The sequence below is a fragment of the Pontivivens nitratireducens genome, from assembly GCF_014235845.1.
Classification (GTDB): Bacteria; Pseudomonadota; Alphaproteobacteria; order Rhodobacterales; family Rhodobacteraceae; genus Pontivivens; species Pontivivens nitratireducens.
The window spans coordinates 15,508-38,158 of sequence record NZ_JACJUQ010000005.1 but is presented as its reverse complement, the minus strand read 5'-3'; the positions used below and the strand labels follow the sequence as shown (position 1 = coordinate 38,158).

The 22,651-nt window shown below is 61.9% G+C and carries 22 protein-coding genes and 1 tRNA gene; 4 read left to right on the top strand and 19 right to left on the bottom strand.

Annotated elements, in window-relative coordinates; all coding sequences use genetic code 11:
* Positions 1-11: 11 nt before the first annotated feature.
* The 3 genes from H1S03_RS07445 to H1S03_RS07435 are packed head-to-tail and all read right to left on the bottom strand — an operon-like array spanning position 12 to position 2,237.
* Positions 12-1,220 (bottom strand): DUF3618 domain-containing protein, encoded by a 1,209-nt coding sequence (locus H1S03_RS07445; RefSeq protein ID WP_185803862.1) that lies wholly within the window; start codon positions 1,218-1,220, stop codon positions 12-14.
* On the bottom strand, positions 1,210-1,641 hold the full coding sequence (locus tag H1S03_RS07440; RefSeq protein ID WP_185803861.1) for a phage holin family protein: 432 nt from the start codon (positions 1,639-1,641) through the stop codon (positions 1,210-1,212). The genes H1S03_RS07445 and H1S03_RS07440 overlap by 11 nt, the downstream gene beginning before the upstream one ends.
* Positions 1,638-2,237, bottom strand: coding sequence for a hypothetical protein (locus H1S03_RS07435; RefSeq protein WP_185803860.1), 600 nt, complete (start codon positions 2,235-2,237; stop codon positions 1,638-1,640). The genes H1S03_RS07440 and H1S03_RS07435 overlap by 4 nt, the downstream gene beginning before the upstream one ends.
* 279 nt (positions 2,238-2,516) lie before the next feature.
* Here H1S03_RS07435 and H1S03_RS07430 point away from each other — a divergent pair, with 279 nt between their 5' ends.
* Entirely contained in the window at positions 2,517-3,419 is a 903-nt protein-coding gene (locus tag H1S03_RS07430) for a mechanosensitive ion channel family protein (protein ID WP_249777846.1), read from the top strand.
* A 54-nt stretch (positions 3,420-3,473) separates the two neighbouring features.
* On the opposite strand, the gene H1S03_RS07425 is transcribed toward H1S03_RS07430, so the two are convergent.
* Genes H1S03_RS07425 through H1S03_RS07410 form a run of 4 tightly spaced genes read right to left on the bottom strand, consistent with a single transcriptional unit; the run spans position 3,474 to position 6,433 of the window.
* Positions 3,474-4,265, bottom strand: a complete 792-nt coding sequence (locus H1S03_RS07425; protein WP_166190097.1) for a metal ABC transporter permease — start codon at positions 4,263-4,265, stop codon at positions 3,474-3,476.
* A gap of 4 nt (positions 4,266-4,269) precedes the next feature.
* A complete protein-coding gene (locus H1S03_RS07420) occupies positions 4,270-4,998 on the bottom strand; it encodes an ATP-binding cassette domain-containing protein (RefSeq protein WP_185803859.1) in 729 nt (242 codons plus the stop codon).
* Positions 4,998-5,486: a transcriptional repressor gene (locus tag H1S03_RS07415; RefSeq protein ID WP_185803858.1), complete on the bottom strand. Its 489-nt coding sequence runs from the start codon at positions 5,484-5,486 to the stop codon at positions 4,998-5,000. Before H1S03_RS07415 ends, H1S03_RS07420 begins: the two co-directional genes overlap by 1 nt.
* 8 nt (positions 5,487-5,494) lie before the next feature.
* Complete coding sequence (locus H1S03_RS07410; protein WP_185803857.1) at positions 5,495-6,433, bottom strand: zinc ABC transporter substrate-binding protein; 939 nt, start codon at positions 6,431-6,433, stop codon at positions 5,495-5,497.
* Between the two features lie 208 nt (positions 6,434-6,641).
* Here H1S03_RS07410 and H1S03_RS07405 point away from each other — a divergent pair, with 208 nt between their 5' ends.
* Positions 6,642-7,205 (top strand): gluconokinase, encoded by a 564-nt coding sequence (locus H1S03_RS07405; RefSeq protein ID WP_347339215.1) that lies wholly within the window; start codon positions 6,642-6,644, stop codon positions 7,203-7,205.
* A 20-nt stretch (positions 7,206-7,225) separates the two neighbouring features.
* Here the strand turns inward: H1S03_RS07405 and H1S03_RS07400 are convergent, their stop codons facing one another.
* From H1S03_RS07400 to H1S03_RS07350, 11 genes are all read right to left on the bottom strand, one after another.
* Positions 7,226-7,999 (bottom strand): L-iditol 2-dehydrogenase, encoded by a 774-nt coding sequence (locus H1S03_RS07400; RefSeq protein ID WP_185803856.1) that lies wholly within the window; start codon positions 7,997-7,999, stop codon positions 7,226-7,228.
* Between the two features lie 93 nt (positions 8,000-8,092).
* On the bottom strand, positions 8,093-8,977 hold the full coding sequence (gene purU, locus H1S03_RS07395) for a formyltetrahydrofolate deformylase (protein WP_185803855.1): 885 nt from the start codon (positions 8,975-8,977) through the stop codon (positions 8,093-8,095).
* Positions 8,978-9,200: 223 nt separating this feature from the next.
* Positions 9,201-9,959 (bottom strand): beta-keto acid cleavage family enzyme, encoded by a 759-nt coding sequence (locus H1S03_RS07390; RefSeq protein ID WP_185803854.1) that lies wholly within the window; start codon positions 9,957-9,959, stop codon positions 9,201-9,203.
* 77 nt (positions 9,960-10,036) lie between these two features.
* A complete protein-coding gene (locus H1S03_RS07385) occupies positions 10,037-10,792 on the bottom strand; it encodes a MauE/DoxX family redox-associated membrane protein (RefSeq protein WP_249777845.1) in 756 nt (251 codons plus the stop codon).
* A 150-nt stretch (positions 10,793-10,942) separates the two neighbouring features.
* On the bottom strand, positions 10,943-11,419 hold the full coding sequence (locus H1S03_RS07380; protein ID WP_185803853.1) for a c-type cytochrome: 477 nt from the start codon (positions 11,417-11,419) through the stop codon (positions 10,943-10,945).
* 4 nt (positions 11,420-11,423) lie between these two features.
* A complete protein-coding gene (locus H1S03_RS07375) occupies positions 11,424-11,915 on the bottom strand; it encodes a DUF411 domain-containing protein (protein WP_185803852.1) in 492 nt (163 codons plus the stop codon).
* A gap of 485 nt (positions 11,916-12,400) precedes the next feature.
* A complete protein-coding gene (locus tag H1S03_RS07370) occupies positions 12,401-13,261 on the bottom strand; it encodes an ABC transporter permease (protein WP_166190079.1) in 861 nt (286 codons plus the stop codon).
* A 1-nt stretch (position 13,262) separates the two neighbouring features.
* The gene (locus H1S03_RS07365) at positions 13,263-14,126 is read right to left on the bottom strand and encodes an ABC transporter permease (protein ID WP_185803851.1); all 864 of its coding nucleotides are present in this window, start codon (positions 14,124-14,126) and stop codon (positions 13,263-13,265) included.
* Between the two features lies 1 nt (position 14,127).
* Positions 14,128-15,219, bottom strand: a complete 1,092-nt coding sequence (locus H1S03_RS07360; protein WP_185803850.1) for an ABC transporter ATP-binding protein — start codon at positions 15,217-15,219, stop codon at positions 14,128-14,130.
* A 70-nt stretch (positions 15,220-15,289) separates the two neighbouring features.
* Positions 15,290-16,309, bottom strand: coding sequence for an extracellular solute-binding protein (locus H1S03_RS07355; protein WP_249777855.1), 1,020 nt, complete (start codon positions 16,307-16,309; stop codon positions 15,290-15,292).
* 432 nt (positions 16,310-16,741) lie between these two features.
* Positions 16,742-16,816: transfer RNA gene (locus H1S03_RS07350), tRNA-Gln, on the bottom strand.
* A 110-nt stretch (positions 16,817-16,926) separates the two neighbouring features.
* On the opposite strand from H1S03_RS07350, the gene H1S03_RS07345 reads away from it, so the two are divergent.
* Positions 16,927-18,048, top strand: coding sequence for an iron-containing alcohol dehydrogenase (locus H1S03_RS07345; RefSeq protein ID WP_185803848.1), 1,122 nt, complete (start codon positions 16,927-16,929; stop codon positions 18,046-18,048).
* A 161-nt stretch (positions 18,049-18,209) separates the two neighbouring features.
* On the opposite strand, the gene dnaE is transcribed toward H1S03_RS07345, so the two are convergent.
* The gene (dnaE, locus tag H1S03_RS07340; protein ID WP_185803847.1) at positions 18,210-21,737 is read right to left on the bottom strand and encodes a DNA polymerase III subunit alpha; all 3,528 of its coding nucleotides are present in this window, start codon (positions 21,735-21,737) and stop codon (positions 18,210-18,212) included.
* Positions 21,738-21,872: 135 nt separating this feature from the next.
* Between dnaE and H1S03_RS07335 the strand changes: the two genes are divergently transcribed.
* Positions 21,873-22,604 carry a hypothetical protein gene (locus H1S03_RS07335; protein WP_185803846.1) on the top strand — a complete coding sequence of 244 codons (732 nt, stop codon included), beginning with the start codon at positions 21,873-21,875 and terminating at the stop codon, positions 22,602-22,604.
* The last annotated feature ends 47 nt before the right edge of the window (positions 22,605-22,651 follow it).

Here is a 22,651-nt window from a genome sequence, read left to right as displayed (position 1 = left end):
AAGCGGTGGGATCAGGGCTTGGGAACGCTGCTGCCAAAGTTCTGATTATCGGCCTCATCTGCTGCGGCATCCTTGACCCGTTCCGCGGCATCCTTGGCCTTGTCTCCGACAGCCTTGGCAGCGTTCTTGTCACCCTCTGCCTTGGCGTCGATATCGGCCTTGGTGTCGGAAATGACCGTCTTGGCTTCCTTCAACGCGGCATCCGCGACCTTGCTGGCACGGGCCTTCTCCGTCTCGAAGATGCGCTCCGCCTCGTCGAACAGCTCATCCGAGCGGGAGCCGAGATACTCGTCCTCCGTCCGGGTCCGCGGCAGGGCACCTGCAACAGCGGCACCGATGGCGAATGCGAAAGCGCCTACAACGAGGGGATGATCCTCGTAGAAGTCAGCAGCCTTGTCCCCACTGTTCCGAAGAGCGCGGGCCGCGTCATCGCGCGCCTGCATCGCACGTTCACGCGCGGCGATCACACGCTCACGCGCCTCCTCGGACAGGGATTCGGTCCCCGCCGCCATACGCTCACGCATCAGCCGTGCACGTGCGCTGGCATCGGAATACGCGCCGCGCGCCCGATCCCGCACCGCACCTGCGGCACCGGAAGTCGAGGAAGCAGCCGAAGACGCGGCCCCGCCAACAGCGGACTTCGCATTCGAGACGCTGTCCCCGGCGGAGGACAAACCGCTCTTCACGGCATCGCCCGCAGCGGAGGCCTTGTCCTTCGCCTTGTCCATCATGCCAGGACCGGAATCCTCATCATTGTCGTCGAAATCGGAGGGCGTTACCGGACGCGACCATTCGGGGCCAGCGGGCAGCGGCACGGGGCGCGCAGGACGCTGGGTGTGCGTGGTCCGGGCGACCGCGACGCGATCATCATAATCGTAGTCGTCATCATCCAGATCAGTGGAATGCGCGACGTGGCGGTTCTGGTGCAGATGCCGGGGGCGATATGCGTCGTCCGAACGCGGCGCGGGCCGGTTCTGACCGAAGATCATCCATGCCAGTCCAACACCCGTAAGTGCCAGTGCCATCGGGTTTTCCTTGACCGAACGGCTTACCGTACGACCGATGTCGCCACCATGCTCACGCAACTGGTCGGACACTTCACGCACGACGCCATCGACCGAGAACCGATCCTGGATGCCGTTGATGGTCTGCTTGAGATCCATGCGCTCACGCTCGATGTCGCGCTCGATCTGCTCGGGGGTGCGGTTTTCATTTTGCATCGTATGCGTCCTTTACAGCTTGCGCGTCACGCTTGACGTTGTCGGCGGTGCGGCTGGGGGCGAGGCTCGAAAGCTTCAGGTCGTTCAGGCCCTTGTTCATCAGCACGAATGCGATGATGGCCAGCACGACACCGACGAGCAGTGCGCTCCACCCAGCGGGGATGCCCGCCTCGGTCAATGCGGCGGTCAGTGCGGCGGCCAGAACGTTCAGCGCGGTCAGCGCGATCACGATGGCCCCTACGATCAGTCCGATCGCCACACCGGCGCGGTTGAGGTTTTCGTTCACTTCGGCGCGGGCCAGATCGACTTCCTTACGGACGAGCGAGCTTACATGGCTCAGCGCATCACCGATCAGATCGGTCGTGGAGCGGCTGGCGGGCTGCTGCGGCGGAGTGGTATCGGTATAGATGGGATCGGTCATGCGTTATCTCCCGATGTGTTGGCTTTGGCCCCCGGCAAACCAGGCTGGATGGCTGGTGTCGGGCGGCTCACAGGTGGCGTCGTTGACGAGGTAACGGGCTGGCGTTCACTGCCATGGGCGCTGCCCTGAGCGGACGTGCCGGTCGAACCGGAATAATCCGCCTCGTTCCGGGCGGATGCCGTCGCGAACCGTGTGGCGGCGAAACCGACCAGTGCGGCACCGCCGAGGAAGACCAGCGGATTGCGCTTGGCGAAGCGGGACACGTCACTGGCGATCTCACCCAGGTCCTTGTCCTTGATGCTGTCGGACGCATCGGCCAGACCGTCCGCGATCTGGGCGAATGTACGTTCCTGTGGGGAACCGTCGCGCATCTCGCTTGCGGCAGTGCGCAGCGCCTCCGCCATGTTGGAAACTTCAGCAGCAACGTTGCCCTTCGCGGTCTCGGCGTGGGTTTGCGCTTCGTCACGAACGGCGTTGGCCGCGTCCTGCGCCACGTCGCGCGCGGAGCCTGCAACATCGCGTGCCGCATCCTTAACTTCGGTCTTGGTCTCTTTCGCGGTGTCCTTGGCGGAACCGGACGAGGTGTCTTTATGCATATCGGTCATAATCGGGCCTCCGATAGAATTTTCAAAATACAAGGTTAATGATGGCCAGAACGATCACGATCAGACCAATCAGATAGAATACGCTACCCATCTATTTTCCCTCGAAATTACCTATTATTTGAGTACCCGACCAACCTCCCGGCAAAGCGATGGTTCCATTGGCAGGCAAAAATCGCATCACGGGCAAGGGGAAACGAACTGTTCGGGCGCGTTAACTTTTTGATTTCACGCCGATTGCGACTAACTGTCCCTGCGAACGGGGAGGTGCCAATGGAAGAAGCGGGTTTCATTACTCTGATCATGGATCAGATCAGCGGATACGGGACGGCCCTGATCGCCGCCCTGCCCCGCATAGCGGCGGCTATCCTGCTGATAATTGTCACCTGGCTGACAGTCATCGCATCACGCTGGATCATTCGGCGCGTTGCCAACCGCGCTCGGATGCGGCGAAACCTGCGTGAAGTGCTGATGATGCTCACGTCCATTGTAATCTGGCTGATCGGCCTGCTGATCGCCTGCACGATCGTCTTCCCTTCGATCACCCCCGGTCGCGCCCTCACCACACTCGGTCTGGGCTCCGTCGCCATCGGTTTCGCGTTCAAGGATATCTTCGAGAACTTTCTGGCCGGGTTGCTGATCCTGCTGCGCGAACCCTTCAAGATCGGGGACTATATCTGGACGGAGGAATCCGGGATCGAAGGTCAGGTCGAGGAGATCACCATCCGTGACACCCATATTCGCCAGACCGACGGGCAGCTTGCCGTGGTGCCGAATGCAGAGCTGTTCCAGAACCCCGTGGTTGTCAGGACCGACGCCGAGCTGCGCCGCACCACTATCATCTGCGGCGTCGCCTATGGTGAGGATGTGGACATATCGCGCACGGTGATCGAGGACGCGGTGCGCAGCGTCGATACCGTGCGCAATGACGTGCGCGATGTGCAGGTCTTCGCCCATGCCTTCGGCGCCTCGTCCATAGATTTCGAGATCGCCTGGTGGACCGGCTCCCGCCCGGTCGATATCCGGGCCTCCCGCGATCAGGTCGTGTCCGCCGTCAAGCGTGCGCTGGACGATGCCGGCATCGAAATTCCGTTCCCCTACAGGACCTTGACATTCAAGTCCGACAGCCCGGCTCCCCTACCGCCGCAGTCGCAGGAAAGTTCCGCCGAAAGTTGAGGGAGGCACGTTCCCGGCCCGACGCCTCTTTCTCCGCCTCGTGCGTGGCGCGGCCTAGCGGCTCCACAACAGGCGGCTCAGATTGCTCAGCACGAACAGGATCGCCGCAACGCTGACGATCGTGGGACCGGTCGGCGTGTCCAGTTGATAGGCCGCGACCATGCCCAGCACGGCGGAGGCCACCCCGATCACCACCGCGCCCAGCGCCATCGCTTCGGGCGTGCGGCCAAAGGGGCGGGCGGCAGCGGCGGGAATGATAAGCAGGGCCGTGATCAGCAAGGCACCCACAACCTTGATCGAAACGGCGACCACAATGGCCAGTGCAAGCGTCAGGACCAGTTGCTCGCGCCGGGGATGAATGCCCGACGCAAAGGCAAGGTCCGCATTCAGCGTCGCCATCAGCAACCGCGACCACCGCCATGCAATCAGTCCGACCACCGCCAGCGCGCCGATCCAGATCACGGCCAGATCAGCCTTGCCCACCGCCAGGATATCCCCGAACAGATACGCCCCCAGATCGACCCGCACGTCCGGGATAAACGACACCGCGACCAGACCGAAGGCCAGCGCCGAATGCGCCAGAACGCCTAGAAGCGTATCCTCGGCATAGCCGCGACCGCTCAACCCCGCGACGATCAGCGCCATGATGACGGCCACCGCCATCGCCCCCGCAAAGATCGAGATCGACAGCCCCAGCGACAGGGCCACACCCAGGATCGCGGCATGGGCCGTCGCGTCCCCGAAATAGGCCATGCGACGCCAGACGACGAAACATCCAAGCACCGCAGCCGCCATCGCCACGGCGACACCGGCCAGGGTGGCGCGAACCAGAAAATCGTCGAACACGGGTCTAATCCTCGGGGTTGTGGTGGTGTGCGTGGTCGTGTTCGTGGCGGTAGAGCGCCAAGGCCCCGCCGGTGCCGGTGCCGAACAACTCACGATATTCAGGGGCGGAGGAGACGACATCCGGCGTCCCCTCGCAACAGACATGACCGTTCAGGCAGATGACCCGGTCCGATGCGCTCATCACCACGTGCAGTTCGTGGCTGACCATCAGGACGCCGCAACCCAGTTTATCACGCACTGCCTCGATCCTTTGGTAGAACGCGGCGGAGCCGGGCTGATCCAAGCCCTGCGTCGCCTCGTCCAGGATCAGCAGGTCGGGTTGGTTGAGCAGGGCCCGCGCCAGCAGGACACGTTGAAACTGACCGCCGGACAGGTCGGACATCTGCCTGTCGGCGGCGGGGCTTACCCCGGCTTCCTCCAACGCGGCCAATGCCGTGGCATCGTCACAGCGGCGCGGCAGATCGAGGAACCGGCGGACGGTCATGGGCAGTGTGGGGTCCAGCTGCAACTTTTGCGGAACATAGCCGATCCGCAGACCGGGACGGCGCACGACCTGACCGTGATCGGGTTTTACCGCCCCCGCGATCAAGCGCAGCAATGTCGATTTTCCCGAACCGTTCGGGCCGACGATGGTGACGATCTCACCCGGATTGATGGTGATGGCCACATGCGAGAGAACCTGCCGCCCGCCGAAACCGACGGCGATGTCGTGGGTCTGTACGAGAGGTTGCATCAGGATACCTTTACGCAGCGGTGGCACAGGCCCTCCGCCTCCAGAACGGTACGCTCGACCTCGAAGCCGGACAGATCGGCGGATCGGTCCAGTTCCGCCGTCTCGATCCGGGCCTCACCGATCCGCCCGCAGGTGCGGCAGATCAGGAAGGCGGGCTCGTGCCGCTCCCCCGGATGTGCACAGGCGACGAAGCCGTTGCGCCCCTCGATGCGGTGGGCGAACCCGTGATCCACCAGAAACCCCAGCGCACGGTAGGCTATGGGCGGCTTGGAGCCCAACCCCTCCGCCGCCAGACGCTCCAACACATCGTAAGCCCCCAGCGCGGTGTGCGTCTCCAGCAGGATCTCCAATACGCGCCGACGCACAGGCGTCAGGTTCAGGCCCTCGGTCGCGCAGGTCCGCTCGACCACGTCCAGCGCATCAGCGATACAGGCGGAATGGTCGTGCCGGGCCAGGCCGGCGGCCTGTTCTGCCTTGCGCTCACTCATTTTTGCACTCACTCATCCGCGCAGCCCGAAATTGCGGCTGCAATGCTGCGGATCATATCGGGATAAAGCGTGGTGCCCAACGGCAGATCCGATCCCATCGCGTCAATCTGTCTGATTGTTACCCCCTGGGGCACGACCGCCTCCGCCAGGCCGGAGTTGAATTGAGGCTCCACCAGAACGCAGCGCACATCCGCCGCGCGCGCGGCATCGCGCAGCGCGGCGACACGGGCGGGACCGGGGGCCGACGCATTGGCACCCGCGATCGAGCCGAGGGCGTGTGCATCGAAACGATCCTCGAAATACCCAAACGCGTCATGGGACACGATAAATGGGCGGGCAAGGTCGCCCTGCGCCAGTTCGTCCAGCAACTGATCGAGCATGTCCGCCGCGTTTGCAGCATTCGCGGAATAGAGCGGGCCGTTCTGCGGATCCTGCTTGGTCAACGCGCTTGCGATCTCCGGCAACCATGCGATGGCGTTCACCGGGTCCAGCCAGACATGGGGATCGTGGGAACCATGTATTTCCTCGTCGTGATCGTCGTGATCGTCGTGATCGTCGTGATCGTCGTCGGGATGGGCGGCCGCGTCCAGTGTATCATGGTCATGCCCCCCCTCACGCAGCAGGGTCACGGGCAATTCGATCAGGGGCATGTTCACCGCGTCCTCAGCTACGATGCTGAGTGGACGGGCGAGCCAGGGGGTCAGATCCTCACCGATCCAGACAATCAGGTCCGCGTCCTGAAGCCGGGCAGCATCCGACGGGCGCAGCGAAAAATCATGCGGTGACGATCCAGCCGGGATCAGCAGATCGGGCTGCCCCACGCCCTGCATCACCATGGAGACCAGCGAGTGCACCGGCGCGATATCGGTCACGACAAGTGGCACCTCGGCCATGGCGGGTGTCGCGAGCAGACTGAAAACAGCGAGGGTGGGACGCAGGTGCGGCATGGGTGACTCCTTTTTGATGGCGCTGTTATGTTATAACAACCTTCCCCTGTCAATTCCTACATTCCGGTTGCGTTCAGCAGAGGCGGGACCACTCCCCACCACCTTGACGCGCACGCCAAGGATGACAGTCTGCGCATCTGATTGCGATCCGTGCGTTGTGCAGCAATCCGAGCCAGCGACACCGACGACCGAACGGAGGATATGAGTCGTGAACGCGAAGGACCATGACACCATACGAAGCGAAAATTCGAGCGCGAGGGCCTTCGTCGTGATGGGTGTGTCGGGCTGCGGCAAATCCTCCATCGGCGCGACGGTCGCGCGGGCCTTGGGCGGCACCTTCATCGACGGCGACGCTTTGCATCCAGCCAGCAATATCGCGAAGATGGCACGAGGCGAACCACTGAACGACGCCGACCGTGCCCCCTGGTTGATCGAGGTTGGAAAGGCGCTGGCGCAGCACGATGAGACGACGCTCATCGCATGTTCAGCCCTGAAAAGACAATATCGCGACGCAATAGCGCAGGCCGCCGGCAAACATGTGACCTACCTGTTTTTGGAAGGATCGCCGGAAGTCATCGCGAAACGCCTTGCCAATCGGGAGGGTCATTTCATGCCGGCCGCGCTGTTGGCCAGTCAATTCGAAACTTTGCAGCCCCCCACCCCGCCCGAGGATGCGATTACCGTCGATATAGACCAGCCCTTCGACGCGGTGGTGCAAGACTTGCTGGCGGGCATTCACGAGACGTCTCGAACGGGCACTGCCCCCCGATGAGCGGGTCCTGAGGACCGTCGTCAGCTCATCCACTGACCGCCATCGACATTGTATGTCTGAGAAACGATGTAGTCGGAATCGCGGGATGCGAGGAAGACCGCCATACCGGTCAAATCCTCCGGCACGGCGAACCGACCGGCAGGAACGCCGGCGGCTACTTCGGCTTTCTTCTGACCCGGTTGCTTGCCCTCCAGCTTGGCGAACATCGCGTCCACATGCTCCCAATGCTCACCATCCACGACACCGGGCGCGATGGCATTCACGTTGATTCCGTGCTGGATCAGGTTCAGTCCTGCCGATTGCGTCATCGAGATGACGGCGGCCTTGGTGGAGCAATAGATGAGAACGAGGCTCTCGCCCCGGCGGCCCGCCTGGGAGGCCATGTTGATGATCTTACCGCCGTGACCCTGCGCGATCATCTGGCGCGCCGCGGCCTGCATGGTGAACAGGGTTCCCGCCACGTTCACGGCGTACAGCCGATCATAGCTGGCGCGGGTGATATCCACCGTTTCCGCCGCATCGAACAGGGCGGCGTTGTTTATCAGAATGTCCAGCTTGCCCGTTTGCGCAATCACACAAGCCATCGCGGCGTCGATACTCGTCTGATCCGCCACGTCGATATGGACCGCATAGGCCCCGGCACCCAGATCGCCAGCCGTGCGTTCCGCCGCCGACATGTCGATATCTCCGATGCCGACCGTCGCCCCCTCGGCCAGATAGGCCTGCGCGAAAGCGCGACCGATGCCACGCGCCGCGCCGGTTATCAGAGCCGATTTTCCGTCCAGACGTTTCATATCAGACTTTCCCTTGGCATCGGCAAGATGCCCGCGCGGCGGGTCATACCGGTTGAGTTGGCGAAGGGGCGCAAACCGGGTCGCACCACGAAATCACCCCATTCTTTCGGAACTGTAGCTGCCGGGCGAGGCCGGGAAAACCACCGTCTTGTTTCCATTCAGGAACACGCGCCGATGCGCGTGGGCGTGGATGGCGCGAGCCAGTACGCTTGCCTCCACGTCCCGGCCCAGGCTGACGTAATCCTCCGCACTTTGCGCATGGGTGACGCGCACGGTGTCCTGCTCGATGATCGGCCCCTCGTCCAGATCGGCAGTGACGTAGTGCGAGGTGGCCCCGATCAGCTTCACCCCGCGCGCGAAGGCCTGCTTGTACGGGTTCGCGCCCTTGAAGCTGGGCAGAAACGAGTGATGGATATTGATGATGCGCCCCGACATTTCCCGGCACATCCGATCGCTGAGGATTTGCATGTACCGGGCGAGGACCACCAGTTCCGCGCCGGTCTCCTCAACCACCTGCATGATGCGGGCCTCGGCCTCGGGTTTGTTTTCCTTGGTCACGCGGATCAGGTGAAAGGGGATATCGTTGTTCACGACCACCTTTTGATAATCCATGTGGTTCGAGATCACGGCGACAATCTCGATCGGCAGGGCACCGATGCGCACCCGGTAGAGCAGATCGTTCAGGCAGTGCCCGAAACGGGAGACCATGACGACGACCTTCATCTTGCTCATCTCATCATGGAAAAGATAATCCATCTCGAACGTGTGGGCGAGTTCGGTAAAACGTTCGGTCAATTCGTCGCGCGTGCTGCCCGTCTCGGCTACCGCGCTGATGCGCATGAAGAACTGGCCGTTTTCGAGGTCATCGAACTGGGCGCTGTCGGTGATGTTGCAGCCCTGCTCCGCGATGAAACCGGCGATGGCCGCGACGATACCCCGGCGGGACGGGCAGGCGACAGTCAGACAGAACTTGGTCATGGAATCTCCGAATACTCTCAGGTGGTCGTGTCATGGCCCGGTCGGGGGGGCCATATCCGGTATCTGGTTTGAATGCTGGGCGTTCGTTCGGGTCGGTTGAATACCGTATGTTCTTTAGGGGCTGGCGGTCAGTGCCGCCAGACCTCTGTGAACAAATGCCGCCGATTTCGCATTCAGATCGCTGCAAGCGATCCGACCGCCCAGTGGTCGCAAGGGCGACGTGCTAGCTGGTCTGTTTTTCAAGCGCGGCGCGCAAGGCACGGACCGAGGCCGCATTGTCGGCATGTTGGCGATCAAAACGATCCGTAAGACTGTTTTCAAAGCCGACCCGCAGGTCACTGCCCCGCCGCGCGGCCGCCAGCAGACACTCATGTTCGCGCGGGCCGAATGCGCAGACCATCCAGTCGCGCATGTCGGGCGCGGCGTCCAGGAACTCCTCCAGATCGAGTGGAGCGGCGACCTGTCCCGCTGTATAACGCCCCAGAACGAACAGGACCGAGGTTTGCCCCGCCGCGACGACAGACCTCGCCCGCCAATCGCGCAGCAGGGCAATATCGGCACTGTCGTACAGGATATGCTGCACCTGGGTGCCCTGCGCGGCGCAGGTGCCGTAGATCGCGCTGGCACGGGCAGGATCGCGGGCGATTTCACGGATCGAGATCGACGCCCAATCAGGCCGCACACGGGTCAGACAATCGAGCTGCGTGGCAACGTCGAAGAGGCCTGCCGCCTCGGTCGTGATCTGGACGCGCAGGTCTGGCACTGCGCGGCTCAACTCTGCCAGGGTCTCGATATAGCGGCCGGGATCCAGCGAATGGCGCCCCTCAGCGTCACGCACATGCAGGTGCAGCGCATCGGCCCCTGCCCCGGCGCAGGCCACCGCCGTGGCGACGATTTGCGGCAAGGTTACAGGCAACGCGGGATGATCGGACCGGCCGCGCCGTGCACCGTTCGGCGCAACCATGATATAGGGACGTCTCATGGCGCGGACCTCCGATCCATTGCGGCCCGCAGCGGAATGCGGACCGCGTTACCAATTCCGGCTTATCAATACCGGCGTCAGGTGAACAGCAGGATAAGCATCGTGATGGACATGGCCATCATGCCCAGATTCTCGGTAAGGGAAACGAACCCCAGCGGCACGTTGGAATCCCCGCCCACACAGGCACATTTCAGCTCACGCTTGTCGATATAGACCGCCTTGAAGACGCTGACCGCTCCGACGGTGCCGATGAACAGCGCGGCGGGTGCTGCCAGCCAGATGCCGACCATCGCCGTCATCAGAATTCCCGCGCCCGTCTCCACGAATGGATAGATATAGCCATACCGCACCCAGCGTTTCGCCAGCAGATCGTAATTGAGGAACATGGTCGAGAAGCTCTCGATATCCTTCAGCTTTTGCAGCCCCAGCAATATCATCGAGATCGAGACGAACCAGCCCAGCGTCTGCCATGCGAACAGGGTGCCCAGCGCGTACCAGCTAAAGGCGAGTGCGGTCAGTGCCGCCACGGCAAACAGGGCAATGACCGGCGTATAGCTGGTATCATCCGCGTTCGGATCCCTCTTGCCGAAATGCACCTCCAGATCGTCATATCCGCCGATCCGCTTGCCATCGATAAAGGTCTGCGGCGTGGTTTCGACATTGTGTTTCGCCATGAAGGCGTCGGTTTCTTCACGCGTGGTCAGCGGGTGATCCTCGACGTCGTAACCTTGCCTTTCGAGGAGGTCCTTCGATTTCAGGCCATAGGGGCACGTGTGCTCCGGCATCACCATGCGGTAAAGTTCCGCGGTCTTTCCAGTATCGGTTCCAGACATCGTATTTTCCTTTGCAAAGTCGGTTATGAAATTTCGAGTCTCGTATTCATGGTATGTCGCGGCATCGGCTCGGCAACTTGGCCGCCTCCACCGCATCGACTGGGGTGGAAGCGACCGGTCATGAATGCCGCACCGGTCAGAACGATCGGCCTAGCCGTTCGCGGCGCGCGCATTGATGTCGTCATGGGTTGCCCGAATATCCTCGGGCCACGTCGATTTGATATAGGACAGCACGTCCACGATCTCCTCATCCGTCAGGCTGTCGCCAAAGGCCGGCATGGCCGAGGTATAGGACGCGTTTTCACCCAGAATCGCCCCCAGCCCATCGCGGGTCAGCGTGAACAGCACCGCGTCGGCATGGTGCCAGGTATGGCCCGTCTCATCATGCGGTGGGGCGGGCATCAGACCGTCGGGGCCCGCTTTCCTCCACTCGGGTTGCCCCTCCAGCTCGCGACCATGGCACGAGGCGCAGGACTGCCGATAGATCCGCCGCCCGTTCGCAGTTCTTTGCCGGTCCTCCGGATACAATTGCACCGTCGGTGACGAACCGTCGGAACCGGACATGGCCCAATAGCCAGCCCCCGCGATCAAAGCGAGGGCGGCCAGTGAAACGACTGCGATACGCATCCGCTCACCCCGCGAACGGGGCTTCGGAGCCCGCGCGATAGAACACCCGCCCGTCTGCCGCGTCGCCTCCGAATGCGATCACGTCGAAGCGTGCGTTCGGATCGTCACCCATTCCCGGGGACCCCACGGGCATACCCGGCACGGCAAGGCCAGTGATGGCAGGGCGGTCCCGCAACACAGCGGCGAGCGCTGCGAAGGGCACATGCCCCTCAAAGATATATCCCCCCGACAGCGCGGTATGACAGGAGGCCAACCGCAGCGGCACACCCAGCGCCGATTTTTGCGCATCGGGTTCCACCAGTTCCGCCACCGTCACGTCATAACCAAGCAATCGCGCCAGATCGGCCCAGGCATGGCAACAGCCACAGCCCGGTGCCGCCAGCACGTGAATGTCGTTGCCCGGCAGTGCGGAGGCGGCATTTGCCAGCGCCGGTGTGAATGCGCTCGTCAGGGCGCCACCGCCCAGCAGAGTCAGAAAAGCTCGTCGATTTGTCATTGAAGATCCTCATATCTACAGATGCCCCGCCACCGGCGCGACAGATCAGGTTCGATAGGGATCAGGCTTTGGGAGGGTCGATAGGGCCATCGGGGCTGAACGTGACAGGCGTGCGCCCCTGAAACGGACTGAACCTTACGATACGCGTTCCCGATGCGGTGATCGCAGTGTACTGAGGGTTCGCAATATCGCTCAGGCAAGAATTCGCATGCGCGCCTGACGTCTCGCAACAGGACTCATCCGCATTCAGTTGATGCATATCCGTTTGAGCAGGCAGAGGCATTTGAACAGACACGGGCATATCGCCATGCCCTTGGTCCAACGCGTGTACGACATCCATCTGCACCGCAAGGAGCAGAGCGAAAACCAGTAGAGAGGCGAGGAACCTGCGCATTCCCGATAACTAGGCCGGCAGGGTGGGCATGACAAGTTCAGGCCATGCCCACACGCCGGCATATATAGGACCGATCCGGCCCAGCACTCTGTCAGCCCTTACTCCCGCGCCCCTGAAACAGCAGGGACATAAGGCCCAGAATGGCGGAACAGACGATCAGCAGCAGCGAAACCGCGTTCAGGACCGGGGTCGAGCCATGCTTGAGCTTGTCGAACATCGTGATGGTCAGCGGCGAATCCGACCCGACCAGCATCAGCGTCGTGTTGAAGTTCTCAAAGCTCATCAGCACCGAAACGACACCGGCCCCCAGAATGGCGGGCAGCAGGAACGGCAGAGTGACCTGCCGGACCGCGCCCCATTTCGTGGCGCCCAGATTCAGGGCCGCTTCCTCCAGGCTTTGATCGAACTTCTGCAACCGGGCGGAAATGACCAGCGTCGCAAAGGTCGTGATGAACGAGAACTGCCCCAGAATGACGAGGATCAGCCCCGGCCGCAGACCGTCGAACCACAGGCCGGTCGCATCCTCCAACGTGTTGGCGACAGAGCTGGAAAAGACCAGGATCGAAATCCCCAGAATGACGCCCGGAATAATCAGCGGCAGCAGCATCAGAATATAAAGAACCCCCTGCCCGCGAAAGCTGTGCCGCACGAACAGGAACGCGTTGCAGGTTCCCACGGAAACCGCCATGCCCGCCACCCAGACCGCGACAAAGGCCGACGTTCCGATGGATCGCAGGATCGAGCGTTCGTGGAACACGCCGATGAAGGGCGCCTCATCGCCAAAGAACCAATCCAGCGTGAAGCCCTCCCACGGCAGGGAGGGAAACACGCTGTCGTTGAACGCGAAGGCGCACACCACGCTGAGCGGCAGGGCGAGATAGACAAAGAACAACGTCACATAGGCCCGGTAGGACCATTTCAGAACGCCCGATTGCGGTACGGTCGGGATCATCTCAACGCCCCATCGTTTCTGACAGGGTTTGACGCGACAGCTTCAACCCGACGAAGACGATACCCGAGGACAGCGCCAGCAGCAGGAACCCGAAGGCGGAGCCGAGCTCCCAGTTAAAGCGTGTGATGAACTGCGTGTAGATCAGCCCGGTAAACCACAGGCTGTCCTTACCCCCCAGCAGGATCGGCGTCAGGTAGTTGCCCAGCGACAGCATGAACACAACGATGCAGCCCGAAACGATGCCGGGAATTGCGTGGGGAATAATGATCTCACGCAGGATCGAAACGCCGGTGCCGCCCAGATCGTATCCCGCCTCAATCATGCTGTCGTCAAGGCTGTCCAGCGTAGTGACCAGCGGTACGATCATGAACAGGATCGAGGTATAGACCAACCCCACCATGATCGCCGCGTCATTGTACAAAAACTCGACCGGCCCCGCCGTCAGGCCAAGATATTGCAGCGCATTGGACACAATTCCCGTTTCGCGCAACAGGATCATCCACCCGAATGTGCGCACCAGTTCGGACACCCAGAACGGGATCAGACACATCAGGAACAAGGTGGTCTTCGTGCGCCCGCGCGTCATCTTCGCGATGTAATACGCGATGGGAAAACCCAGTATCAGTGTCAGCGCGGTGGTCGAAATCGACATGATCGCGGTGCGTGCGAATGTCCGCCAATAGAGCGGCTCATTGAAAAAGACAGCGTAGTTGCCCAAGCCCGTCTCGTACTCCCGAACACCCACCTTCTCACTTATGGACACGAAGAACAGTCCGATATGCGGCAGGATGATCAGCAGCACCAGCCATAGCAAAAGCGGCGCCAGCAGCAGGTAGAATCCCAGTTTCGATCTGTCCGAGGTCATCCTAGCGACCCTCGCCCGGATAGCATCTGGCCTGCTCCGGTTCCCATCGCGCATAAACCCTGTCGCCCTTGCCCAATCCCAGAAACGCCCCGGTTTGCGGCAGCGTGACGTTGAGCAGATCACCCGTGGCCGGATCGCGCAGGATGGCCAGGCTGTTGGCCCCGTTGAACAGAACGCTCTCGATCGTGTACTCGTCAGCATCCGCAACGGCCTCAAGCGTCAGTTGGATCGCCTCGGGCCGGATGAAGATCTGTACGTGCTGTCCCTTGGTCACACGCTCCGTGATCGTGCAGGCCTTCAGGTGCGATCCGTTGTCCGTAACCATCGTCACGGCGTCCCCGTTCACGGCGGTGATCTTCCCCTCGAAACGGTTCGCATCCCCGACGAAGCCGGCCACGAAGGCGCTGTTGGGGTCGTAGTACAATTCGCGCGCCGTGCCGATCTGGTCGAAACGGCCCTTGTTCATCACGGCGATCTTGTCGCTCATCACCAACGCCTCGGACTGGTCATGGGTGATATAGACGAATGTGGTGTTGAAGGCTGATTGCAGCGATTTCAGCTCGATCTTCATATGCTCGCGCAGCTTCAGATCCAGCGCGCCCAGCGGTTCGTCCAGCAGCAGAACGTCCGGTTCCAGCACCATGCACCGCGCGATGGCGACGCGCTGCTTCTGCCCGCCGGACAACTGACTGACCTGTCGTTCGGTGATGCCGGGCAGGCCGACCCGGTCCAGCACACGCTCCACCCGCTGCTTGATCTCCGTCTTGTTCACGCCGCGCTGTCGCAGGCCGAAGCCGACATTCTCCCCTATATTCATCATCGGGAACAGCGCCAGATGTTGAAACACCATCGAGACCGGACGCTTGTTCGGCCCAACGCCGATCATCGACTTGCCCTTGATCTTCAGATCGCCGCTGGTGGGGAACTGAAACCCCGCGATCATCCGCAGCAAGGTTGTCTTGCCACACCCGGACGGGCCCAGGATCGAGAAGAAGGAACCGGGGGGAACATCGAAGCTCACCTGATCGACAGCACGAAAATCGCTGAAATCCTTGGTTAGTTCGATGCATTGCAGGTCGGGGGTTGCGGGCATGTGCAGTGTCTTTCATTCAACGAAGAAGGGCGCGGATTGCGCCCTTCCCGTCATCATATTTTCGGATCGCTCAGTTCGCGGCGTTGATCCGGTCCAGCGCGGCACCTTCGAGCGTTTCCAACCCGGCAGGAACCGGCGGATACCACTTGATGTTGTCGATCGCTGCCTGATCGAAGCTGCCCTGATAGCGGGCCTTCAACTCGGCGCTGACACCTTCGTCGCCACCGACGGCAGCGGTGAAGTTACCTGCGGTGTTCGTGATCATCGCCGCTATATCAGGGCGCATCACGAAGTTAATCCAGTCGTAAGCCGCATCATCCGCCCGACCGCGCGCCGGCAGGACGAATGTGTCGATCCAGCCCAGGGCACCGGCCTCGGGCGCGACGAAGGTGATATCAGGGTTGTCGGCGTTCAACTGCCAGCCGCCCGTGTCCCATGCCATCGCCGCGACCACCTCACCTGACCGCAGCAGGTTCTTGATCTCGTCGCCGCCATCCCAATAGGTTTTGACGTTGTCCTTGCAGTCGATCAACGTCTGCTCGACCTCATCCAGAATGGCCTGATAGCTGTCGGTGTCGCCATATGCCGCAAATGGGTCAAGCCCCATCGAATAGGCAAAGCCGATCAGCGTCGGCCGCTTCAACCGATACGACACGCGGCCTGCGACCGCCTCATCGCACAGGTCCATGTAATCCGTCACATCGCCCGCCTCGGCAGTGTTCACCACCAGGCCGCTGGTGCCCCAGACATGCGGCAGGCCATAAACCTCACCGTCGAGCGTGGTGTTATCCGCGGTCGCGCTCAGCATCGAAGGGATGAACTGCTCGGCATCGACACGTGACATATCGATCGGCTTGTAGATGCCGAACTCCTCCTGCGCGCTGGTAATGCGATCCTGGCTGGGTTGCGCCAGATCGAAACCGCCGCCATTCGTGGCCCGCAGCTTCGCGATCATTTCCTCGTTGTTGGAGGTCGTCACCTCGACAGAATGACCGGTTTCCGCCTCGAACATCTCGATCACATCATCAGGTGCATACCCGCCCCAGGTCAGCAAACGCAGCGTTTCCGCATTGGCAGCGGCTACGGACATCGCCGTGATCAAAACCGTCGTGGTCAGCAAGCCGGATTTCGTACCCATGATAAGTTCCTTTGATTTGAAGTTGCCGCATTAATGCAAGGCCGACGCGCAATGTCCACTTTTTACGTGACGAAGCCATGACGCGCTCCGATAGCACGCAATCGCATCTGAAAGCGCGGCAACACGTGACCTGCTGCCCACTGAGTCGCCTAATTCACGGGTATTGCTCGATGGAATACGACGTCGGCAGACATAGACCGCACCGCGGCGATGGACCGGGTCTGCAATCTCATTCTCTAGGCTCCTGATGGAGCCGAAAGGATCATGTTGCTTAGAACTGAAAGCGGGCGTATCGCACAAGTGAATCACACCCATCTATCGCAGTGAGAGGATGTGGATGGCGAAAAGCCGTTTCTCTAAATAATTACAATGGCTTGGAAAGCCTGGCTGGGGTGGTAGGATTCGAACCTACGATACACGGTACCAAAAACCGATGCCTTACCGCTTGGCTACACCCCAACAGGTCAGGGGGTTATTAGTGGTGGCGGAACGGGGCTGCAAGTGGAAAATGCCCTCAGAAAGCTGCGATCAGTCTTGAGGGTCGTATCTGCGGACAGGGAGCCTACGACATGCAGGAATTTACCTTCTCAACGACAGGACGGATCGTCTTTGCGGCAGGAGCGTCGGATCGGCTGGGTGCCCTTGCAGCAGAATTGGGCGTGCAGCATGTGGGCCTGGTGACAGACCGCACGGTGAGGGAGCTGAGCCTCACGAAATCCGCTGAAAAATCAATGCACTCTGCGGGGTTGAAGGTGAGCATCTATGACGGCACCAGTCCTGATCCGACCGAGGATATGTTGGAGGATGCGCTGAAGCAGCTTGTCGGGTGCGACGGAATCGTGTCGATCGGTGGGGGATCTTCGCTCGACATCGCGAAGCTGGTCGCCGTGCGATTGTGCAGTTCTCAGCCTTTGGCGCAAATGTACGGCGTGGGAAATGTCACCGGCGCGCGGTTGCCGTTGATTCTTGTGCCGACGACGGCAGGCACGGGATCGGAGGTTACGCCGATTTCGATCCTGACGACGCGCACGCAGGAAAAAATGGGCGTGGTCAGTGAGGTTCTGCTACCGGACATTGCGCTGCTCGATCCTGATCTGACCCTTGGGCTGCCCCGCTCGGTGACTGCGGCGACGGGCGTGGACGCGATGGTTCATGCGATTGAGGCCTATACCTCGAAATTGAAAAAGAACCCGGTTTCGGACGCTCTCGCGCGAGAGGCTTTGCGGCTGTTGGGGGGCAATATCAAGCGCGTGTGCAGCCATCCCGATGATGCGGACGCGCGCGGCGCCATGCTATTGGGCTCCTGCCTCGCCGGGCAGGCATTTGCCAACGCGCCGGTGGCGGCGGTCCATGCGCTGGCCTATCCGCTGGGCGGTCAGTTTCATGTGCCGCACGGATTGTCCAACTGCCTCGTCCTGTCGGAAGTTCTGGCATTCAATGCTCCTCAGGCCTCAGAGCCATATGATGAATTGGCGCGGATCCTCTTCGAGGACGGGGTTACGCTGGCCGACGGATTTCGTGCGCTCGCGCCAGAGATAGGGCTGGTCACGACCCTGCGCGATGTCGGTGTCGGGGAACATCATCTGGAAGGTCTGGCCCGTGATGCCATGAAGCAAACGCGCCTTCTGGTGAACAATCCGCGTGAAGTGGCCTATGCGGACGCGCTCGAAATCTATCGCGCGGTTTTCTAGCGGTTCGGGTGCTGTGAGGTGTCTGCCCCTGCGCATGATTAACCGTATCGCAGGGTTTTTCCGGCCAAGGTGAAGCGGTACGGAGTCCTCCCTGCCCGTGCGAACTTGGAAGGGGCGCGATATGCCCCTTCCGATATTTCGTTTAGCCGATCCCGACGGAGCTAGAATTCCTCCACATAGACCACGCCCTGCGCCGATTTGATCGCCGCCTTGATCTGCGGCGTGACGCGGTATTCGTCCTTGAGCCTGATCTCCACGTCGCCCGGCAAGTCCGGGTGTTGCAGGATCAGGTTGACCGGCCCCCTGCCCCGGCGCGGGCCCGTGGCGCTGTCGGCCAGACGCGCGGCGACGGAGCCGAGGGCGTCCTGATCGTTGAGATAGATCTTCAGACCGGCGGTTCCGGCCTCCGCCACGATATCCTCGGCTGAGGTGACACCGCGCGCGAGCAGTTTCAGGCTGTCCCCCTCCATCGTGGCCTCGACGCTCATCACGATGTTCTGGCCCACATCGAACAGATCGCCCGCCTGTTCCAGCGTGTCACCGAACACGGTCACCTCGTAGAGGCCCGTCGGGTCCGAGCAGGAAACGAAGGCGAAGCGGTTGCCCCGCGCCGATTTGCGCACCTGCTTGGCCGAAACGGTGCCGGCCAGTTTCGTAGCAACGGGCCCGCCCTTCGCCTTGGCCGTGACGTCCGCCAAGGTCATCACGCGCTTGCGCCGCAGGGGCGGCATATAATCGTCGAGGGGGTGGCCTGACAGGTAGAAACCGATGGCCTGATGCTCCTGCGCCAAGCGTTCCGTCGGCAGCCAATCTTCGGGCATGGGCAGGCGCGGCGCGGGCAAATCCTCACCCGCGTCACCGAACAGACCACCCTGACTGGAGTTCTTTTCCTCATGCGTGGCGGCGGAGTAAGCCACCAGCTTGTCCAGACTGGCGAAGACCTTGTGCCGGTTCGCGTCCAGCAGGTCGAACGCCCCGGCACGGGCCAGCATTTCCAGCGGGCGCTTGCCCACCCGTTTCAGATCGACCCGGCGGGCGAAGTCGAACAGGTCGAGGAAGGGCTTGTCCGCGCTGTCCGCCCGCCGCGCATCCGTTATCAGGCGCATCGCCTCGACCCCGACGTTTTTCAGACCGCCCAGGGCGTAGACGACCTGCCCGTCCTTGACCGTGAACGTCGCCTCGGCGCGGTTCACGCAGGGCGGGATCAGACCGATTTTCAGGCGGTCGATCTCCTGCTTGTAGATGCTGAGCTTGTCGGTCAGGTGAATGTCGCAATTCATCACGCCGGCCATGAATTCGACCGGGTGGTTCGCCTTGAGCCATGCCGTCTGGTAGCTGACCACGGCATAGGCGGCGGCGTGGGATTTGTTGAAACCGTAATTGGCGAACTTGTCCAGCAGGTCCCAGACCTCCTGCGCCTTGGCCTGATCCACGTTGTTTTCGGCAGCACCGGCCAGGAATTTCGGGCGCTCGGCGTCCATCGCCTCCTGAATCTTCTTGCCCATCGCGCGGCGCAGCATGTCGGCACCGCCCAGCGTATAGCCGGCCATGTCCTGCGCGATCTGCATCACCTGCTCCTGATAGACGATGATGCCCTGCGTCTCATCCAAGATATGATCGACGGTGGGGTGCAGCAAAGCACGCTCCTTGCGCCCGTTCTTCACGTCGCAGAAGGTCGGGATATTCTCCATCGGGCCGGGACGGTAGAGGGCGACCAGCGCGATGATATCCTCGATGCAGGTGGGCTTCATCTGGCGCAGGGCGTCGCGCATGCCTGAGCTTTCCACCTGAAACACCGCCACCGTCTGAGCCGAGGCGTAGAGCTCGTAGCTGAGCGGATCGTCGATCGGGATGGCGGAGATGTCGTAGGGATTGATTTCGAGCGCCGCGCGCCGGGCCTTGCTGGCGTTGTCGTCGCCCTCGGGCGGATCCATCAACGGGGTGCCCTGCCCCTTGAGCAGGTCGAGCGCGTTCTGGATCACGGTCAGGGTTTTCAGGCCGAGGAAGTCGAACTTCACCAGCCCCGCCTGTTCGACCCATTTCATGTTGAACTGGGTGGCCGGCATGTCGGAGCGGGGATCCTTGAACAGCGGCACCAGCCGGTCCAGCGGACGGTCCCCGATCACCACGCCCGCCGCGTGGGTCGAGGCGTTGCGCAACAGCCCCTCCAGCGCCGAACCGATGGTCAGCAGGCGGTTGACGACCTCCTCCTGCCTGGCCTCTTCCTTCAGTCGTGGCTCATCCACCAGCGCCTGCTGGATCGAGACGGGCTTGACCCCCTCGACCGGGATCAGCTTGGACAAGCGATCCACCTGCATGTAGGGCATTTGCAGCACGCGGCCCACGTCGCGCACCGCCGCCTTGGACAGCAGCGCGCCGAAGGTGATGATCTGCCCGACCTTGTCGCGCCCGTATTTCTGCTGGACGTAGCGGATGACCTCCTCACGCCGGTCCATGCAGAAATCGATGTCGAAATCGGGCATCGACACCCGTTCGGGATTCAAGAACCGCTCGAACAGCAGGGAATAGCGCAAGGGATCCAGATCGGTGATGGTCAGGGCGTAGGCGACCAAACTGCCCGCCCCCGAGCCCCGGCCCGGACCGACGGGAATGTCGTGATCCTTGGCCCATTTGATGAAGTCCGCAACGATCAGGAAGTAACCGGGGAAGCCCATCCCCTCGATAATCTCCAACTCGAAATCGAGACGTTTCTGGTATTCCTCGACCGGGACGGCGTGGGGAATCACGGCGAGGCGGTTTTGCAGGCCCTCGTTCGCCTGACGGCGCAATTCGTCCACTTCATCATCGGCGAATTTCGGCAGAATCGGATCGCGTGTCGTCACGCGGAAGGCACAGCGATGGGCGATCTCGACGGTGTTTTCCAGCGCTTCGGGCAGATCCGCGAACAGGGCGGCCATCTCATCCGCGCTCTTGAAATAATGTTCTTCGGTCAGACGGCGGCGCGGCTCCGCCTGATCGACATAGTTGCCATCGGCGATACAGAGCAGAGCGTCGTGCGCCTCGTACATCTCTCTGACAGGGAAGTGCACGTCGTTGGTGGCGACCAACGGCAGGTTCTTGGCGTAGGCGAGTTGCACCAGTCCGGGCTCGCTGGCGGATTCCTCCTGTGTCCGGGTCGCGTCTCCGACGGGGTGGCGTTGCAGTTCGATGTACAACCGGTCGGGGAACATGTCGGCCAGTTGATCGGCTAGCATCGCGGCGCTGGGTGCGTGACCATCGCGGATCAGTTGCCCCAGCGGGCCCAGCGCACCGCCGGTCAGGCAGATCAACCCGTCCGAATGTCGGGCCAACTCCTCCAGCGTCAGGTGCGGCAGCAGATCGCCACTCTCCAGATAGGCGCACGAATTGAGCTGCATCAGGTTTTCCCAGCCCGTCTCGTTCTGCGCCAGCAATACGATCGAGCGAGGCTCCACCGGCTTTTCACCCGGTCGGGGCGGTCCTGCATAGGCCAGCGGGAACTGCGTGCCGATGATCGGATGCAGGCCGGCCTTTGCCGCGACCTCGGAAAATTCCAGCGCGGCGAAATTGTTGCAGGTATCCGTGACGGCCAGCGCGGGCATACCTGCGGCTTTGGCCATCTCGGGCAGTTTCTTGACCTGCAACGCACCTTCGAGCAGCGAATAGGCTGAGTGGACGCGCAGGTGGATGAATCGGGGGGATGTGGTCATCCTTCGACCTTATCGTGTGCCGTGCTCGTGAACCAGCGGCCCCGTGGGGTGCCTGCGGAAATTATGCCGGGCTTTACCCCGCCGGTCCACGGGCGTTAGGTATCGTTGGGAACCGAATGAAAGGGCGTTTGCCGGGTGAATGCACTGTTCGTGAAGATTTTTGCCGAGCGGAATTGCGGCGCTGCAGAACTGGGGCGTGATATCCGCAAGGCATGGCACGTCACCGAAATGCGCGGCGCACCCGAACTGGACCGCGCGAGCCTTCGCTCCATCCTCAAATCCGTCCCCCCGCGGGAGCGGGCCGCGCTGCACAACCACATGCTGGATACCGAGCATGACCGGATCCTGTATTCCGATTTCGGGTGGAGCGCGACGGCCCCCTCGCCGGACATCATCCAATCTGCGGCCCATGCGGCGGACACATTGTTCGTGGGTGTGACGATGCATCCCGCCGCCTTCGCCGCCGCGTTGAACGCCAGGCCGCGCACACCGGGTGCCGCGACCAAGCAGATGCCCCTGCCCGACTGGTTGGCACAGCCCTTTCCGATCCACCGGCGGGACGGGTTGGGCGATGAGGAACCGCGCCTGCCCCTGGCATTGTGGACGGCCAAGGCACGCGCGCTGCTAAAGCTCGCCGATACGGATCGTGAGGTGGTGCTGTTGCAGGCCGCCAATCTGCGAGAGACTGCCGAGGCCGCGCTGACCCCCCACATGATGCGTAAGGAGGACACGAAGCCCGGCTTTGCCAGGATCGAGGTGCCGAACTGGGAGCCCGCCCTGCGCCGTCTGCCGGGCCGCGATCTGCGCGAATTCCGCCTGCAACTGGACGATGGCATCATGCGGGCGCTGGGCTACGATCCTCTTTGACGGCCTTTTGTAGGGTGCGGATGCTGGCAGGTCTGTCGCGGGCGGCT

Excerpts from the sequence above, each read along its gene's own strand:
- H1S03_RS07445 (WP_185803862.1), bottom strand. The coding sequence starts at position 1,220 with ATGCAAAATGAAAACCGCACCCCCGAGCAGATCGAGCGCGACATCGAG.
- H1S03_RS07440 (WP_185803861.1), bottom strand. The coding sequence starts at position 1,641 with ATGACCGATCCCATCTATACCGATACCACTCCGCCGCAGCAGCCCGCC.
- H1S03_RS07435 (WP_185803860.1), bottom strand. The coding sequence starts at position 2,237 with ATGCATAAAGACACCTCGTCCGGTTCCGCCAAGGACACCGCGAAAGAG.
- H1S03_RS07430 (WP_249777846.1), top strand. The coding sequence starts at position 2,517 with ATGGAAGAAGCGGGTTTCATTACTCTGATCATGGATCAGATCAGCGGA.
- H1S03_RS07420 (WP_185803859.1), bottom strand. The coding sequence starts at position 4,998 with ATGCAACCTCTCGTACAGACCCACGACATCGCCGTCGGTTTCGGCGGG.
- H1S03_RS07415 (WP_185803858.1), bottom strand. The coding sequence starts at position 5,486 with ATGAGTGAGCGCAAGGCAGAACAGGCCGCCGGCCTGGCCCGGCACGAC.
- H1S03_RS07410 (WP_185803857.1), bottom strand. The coding sequence starts at position 6,433 with ATGCCGCACCTGCGTCCCACCCTCGCTGTTTTCAGTCTGCTCGCGACA.
- H1S03_RS07400 (WP_185803856.1), bottom strand. The coding sequence starts at position 7,999 with ATGAAACGTCTGGACGGAAAATCGGCTCTGATAACCGGCGCGGCGCGT.
- purU (WP_185803855.1), bottom strand. The coding sequence starts at position 8,977 with ATGACCAAGTTCTGTCTGACTGTCGCCTGCCCGTCCCGCCGGGGTATC.
- H1S03_RS07390 (WP_185803854.1), bottom strand. The coding sequence starts at position 9,959 with ATGAGACGTCCCTATATCATGGTTGCGCCGAACGGTGCACGGCGCGGC.
- H1S03_RS07385 (WP_249777845.1), bottom strand. The coding sequence starts at position 10,792 with ATGTCTGGAACCGATACTGGAAAGACCGCGGAACTTTACCGCATGGTG.
- H1S03_RS07380 (WP_185803853.1), bottom strand. The coding sequence starts at position 11,419 with ATGCGTATCGCAGTCGTTTCACTGGCCGCCCTCGCTTTGATCGCGGGG.
- H1S03_RS07375 (WP_185803852.1), bottom strand. The coding sequence starts at position 11,915 with ATGACAAATCGACGAGCTTTTCTGACTCTGCTGGGCGGTGGCGCCCTG.
- H1S03_RS07370 (WP_166190079.1), bottom strand. The coding sequence starts at position 13,261 with ATGATCCCGACCGTACCGCAATCGGGCGTTCTGAAATGGTCCTACCGG.
- H1S03_RS07365 (WP_185803851.1), bottom strand. The coding sequence starts at position 14,126 with ATGACCTCGGACAGATCGAAACTGGGATTCTACCTGCTGCTGGCGCCG.
- H1S03_RS07360 (WP_185803850.1), bottom strand. The coding sequence starts at position 15,219 with ATGCCCGCAACCCCCGACCTGCAATGCATCGAACTAACCAAGGATTTC.
- H1S03_RS07355 (WP_249777855.1), bottom strand. The coding sequence starts at position 16,309 with ATGTCCGTAGCCGCTGCCAATGCGGAAACGCTGCGTTTGCTGACCTGG.
- H1S03_RS07345 (WP_185803848.1), top strand. The coding sequence starts at position 16,927 with ATGCAGGAATTTACCTTCTCAACGACAGGACGGATCGTCTTTGCGGCA.
- dnaE (WP_185803847.1), bottom strand. The coding sequence starts at position 21,737 with ATGACCACATCCCCCCGATTCATCCACCTGCGCGTCCACTCAGCCTAT.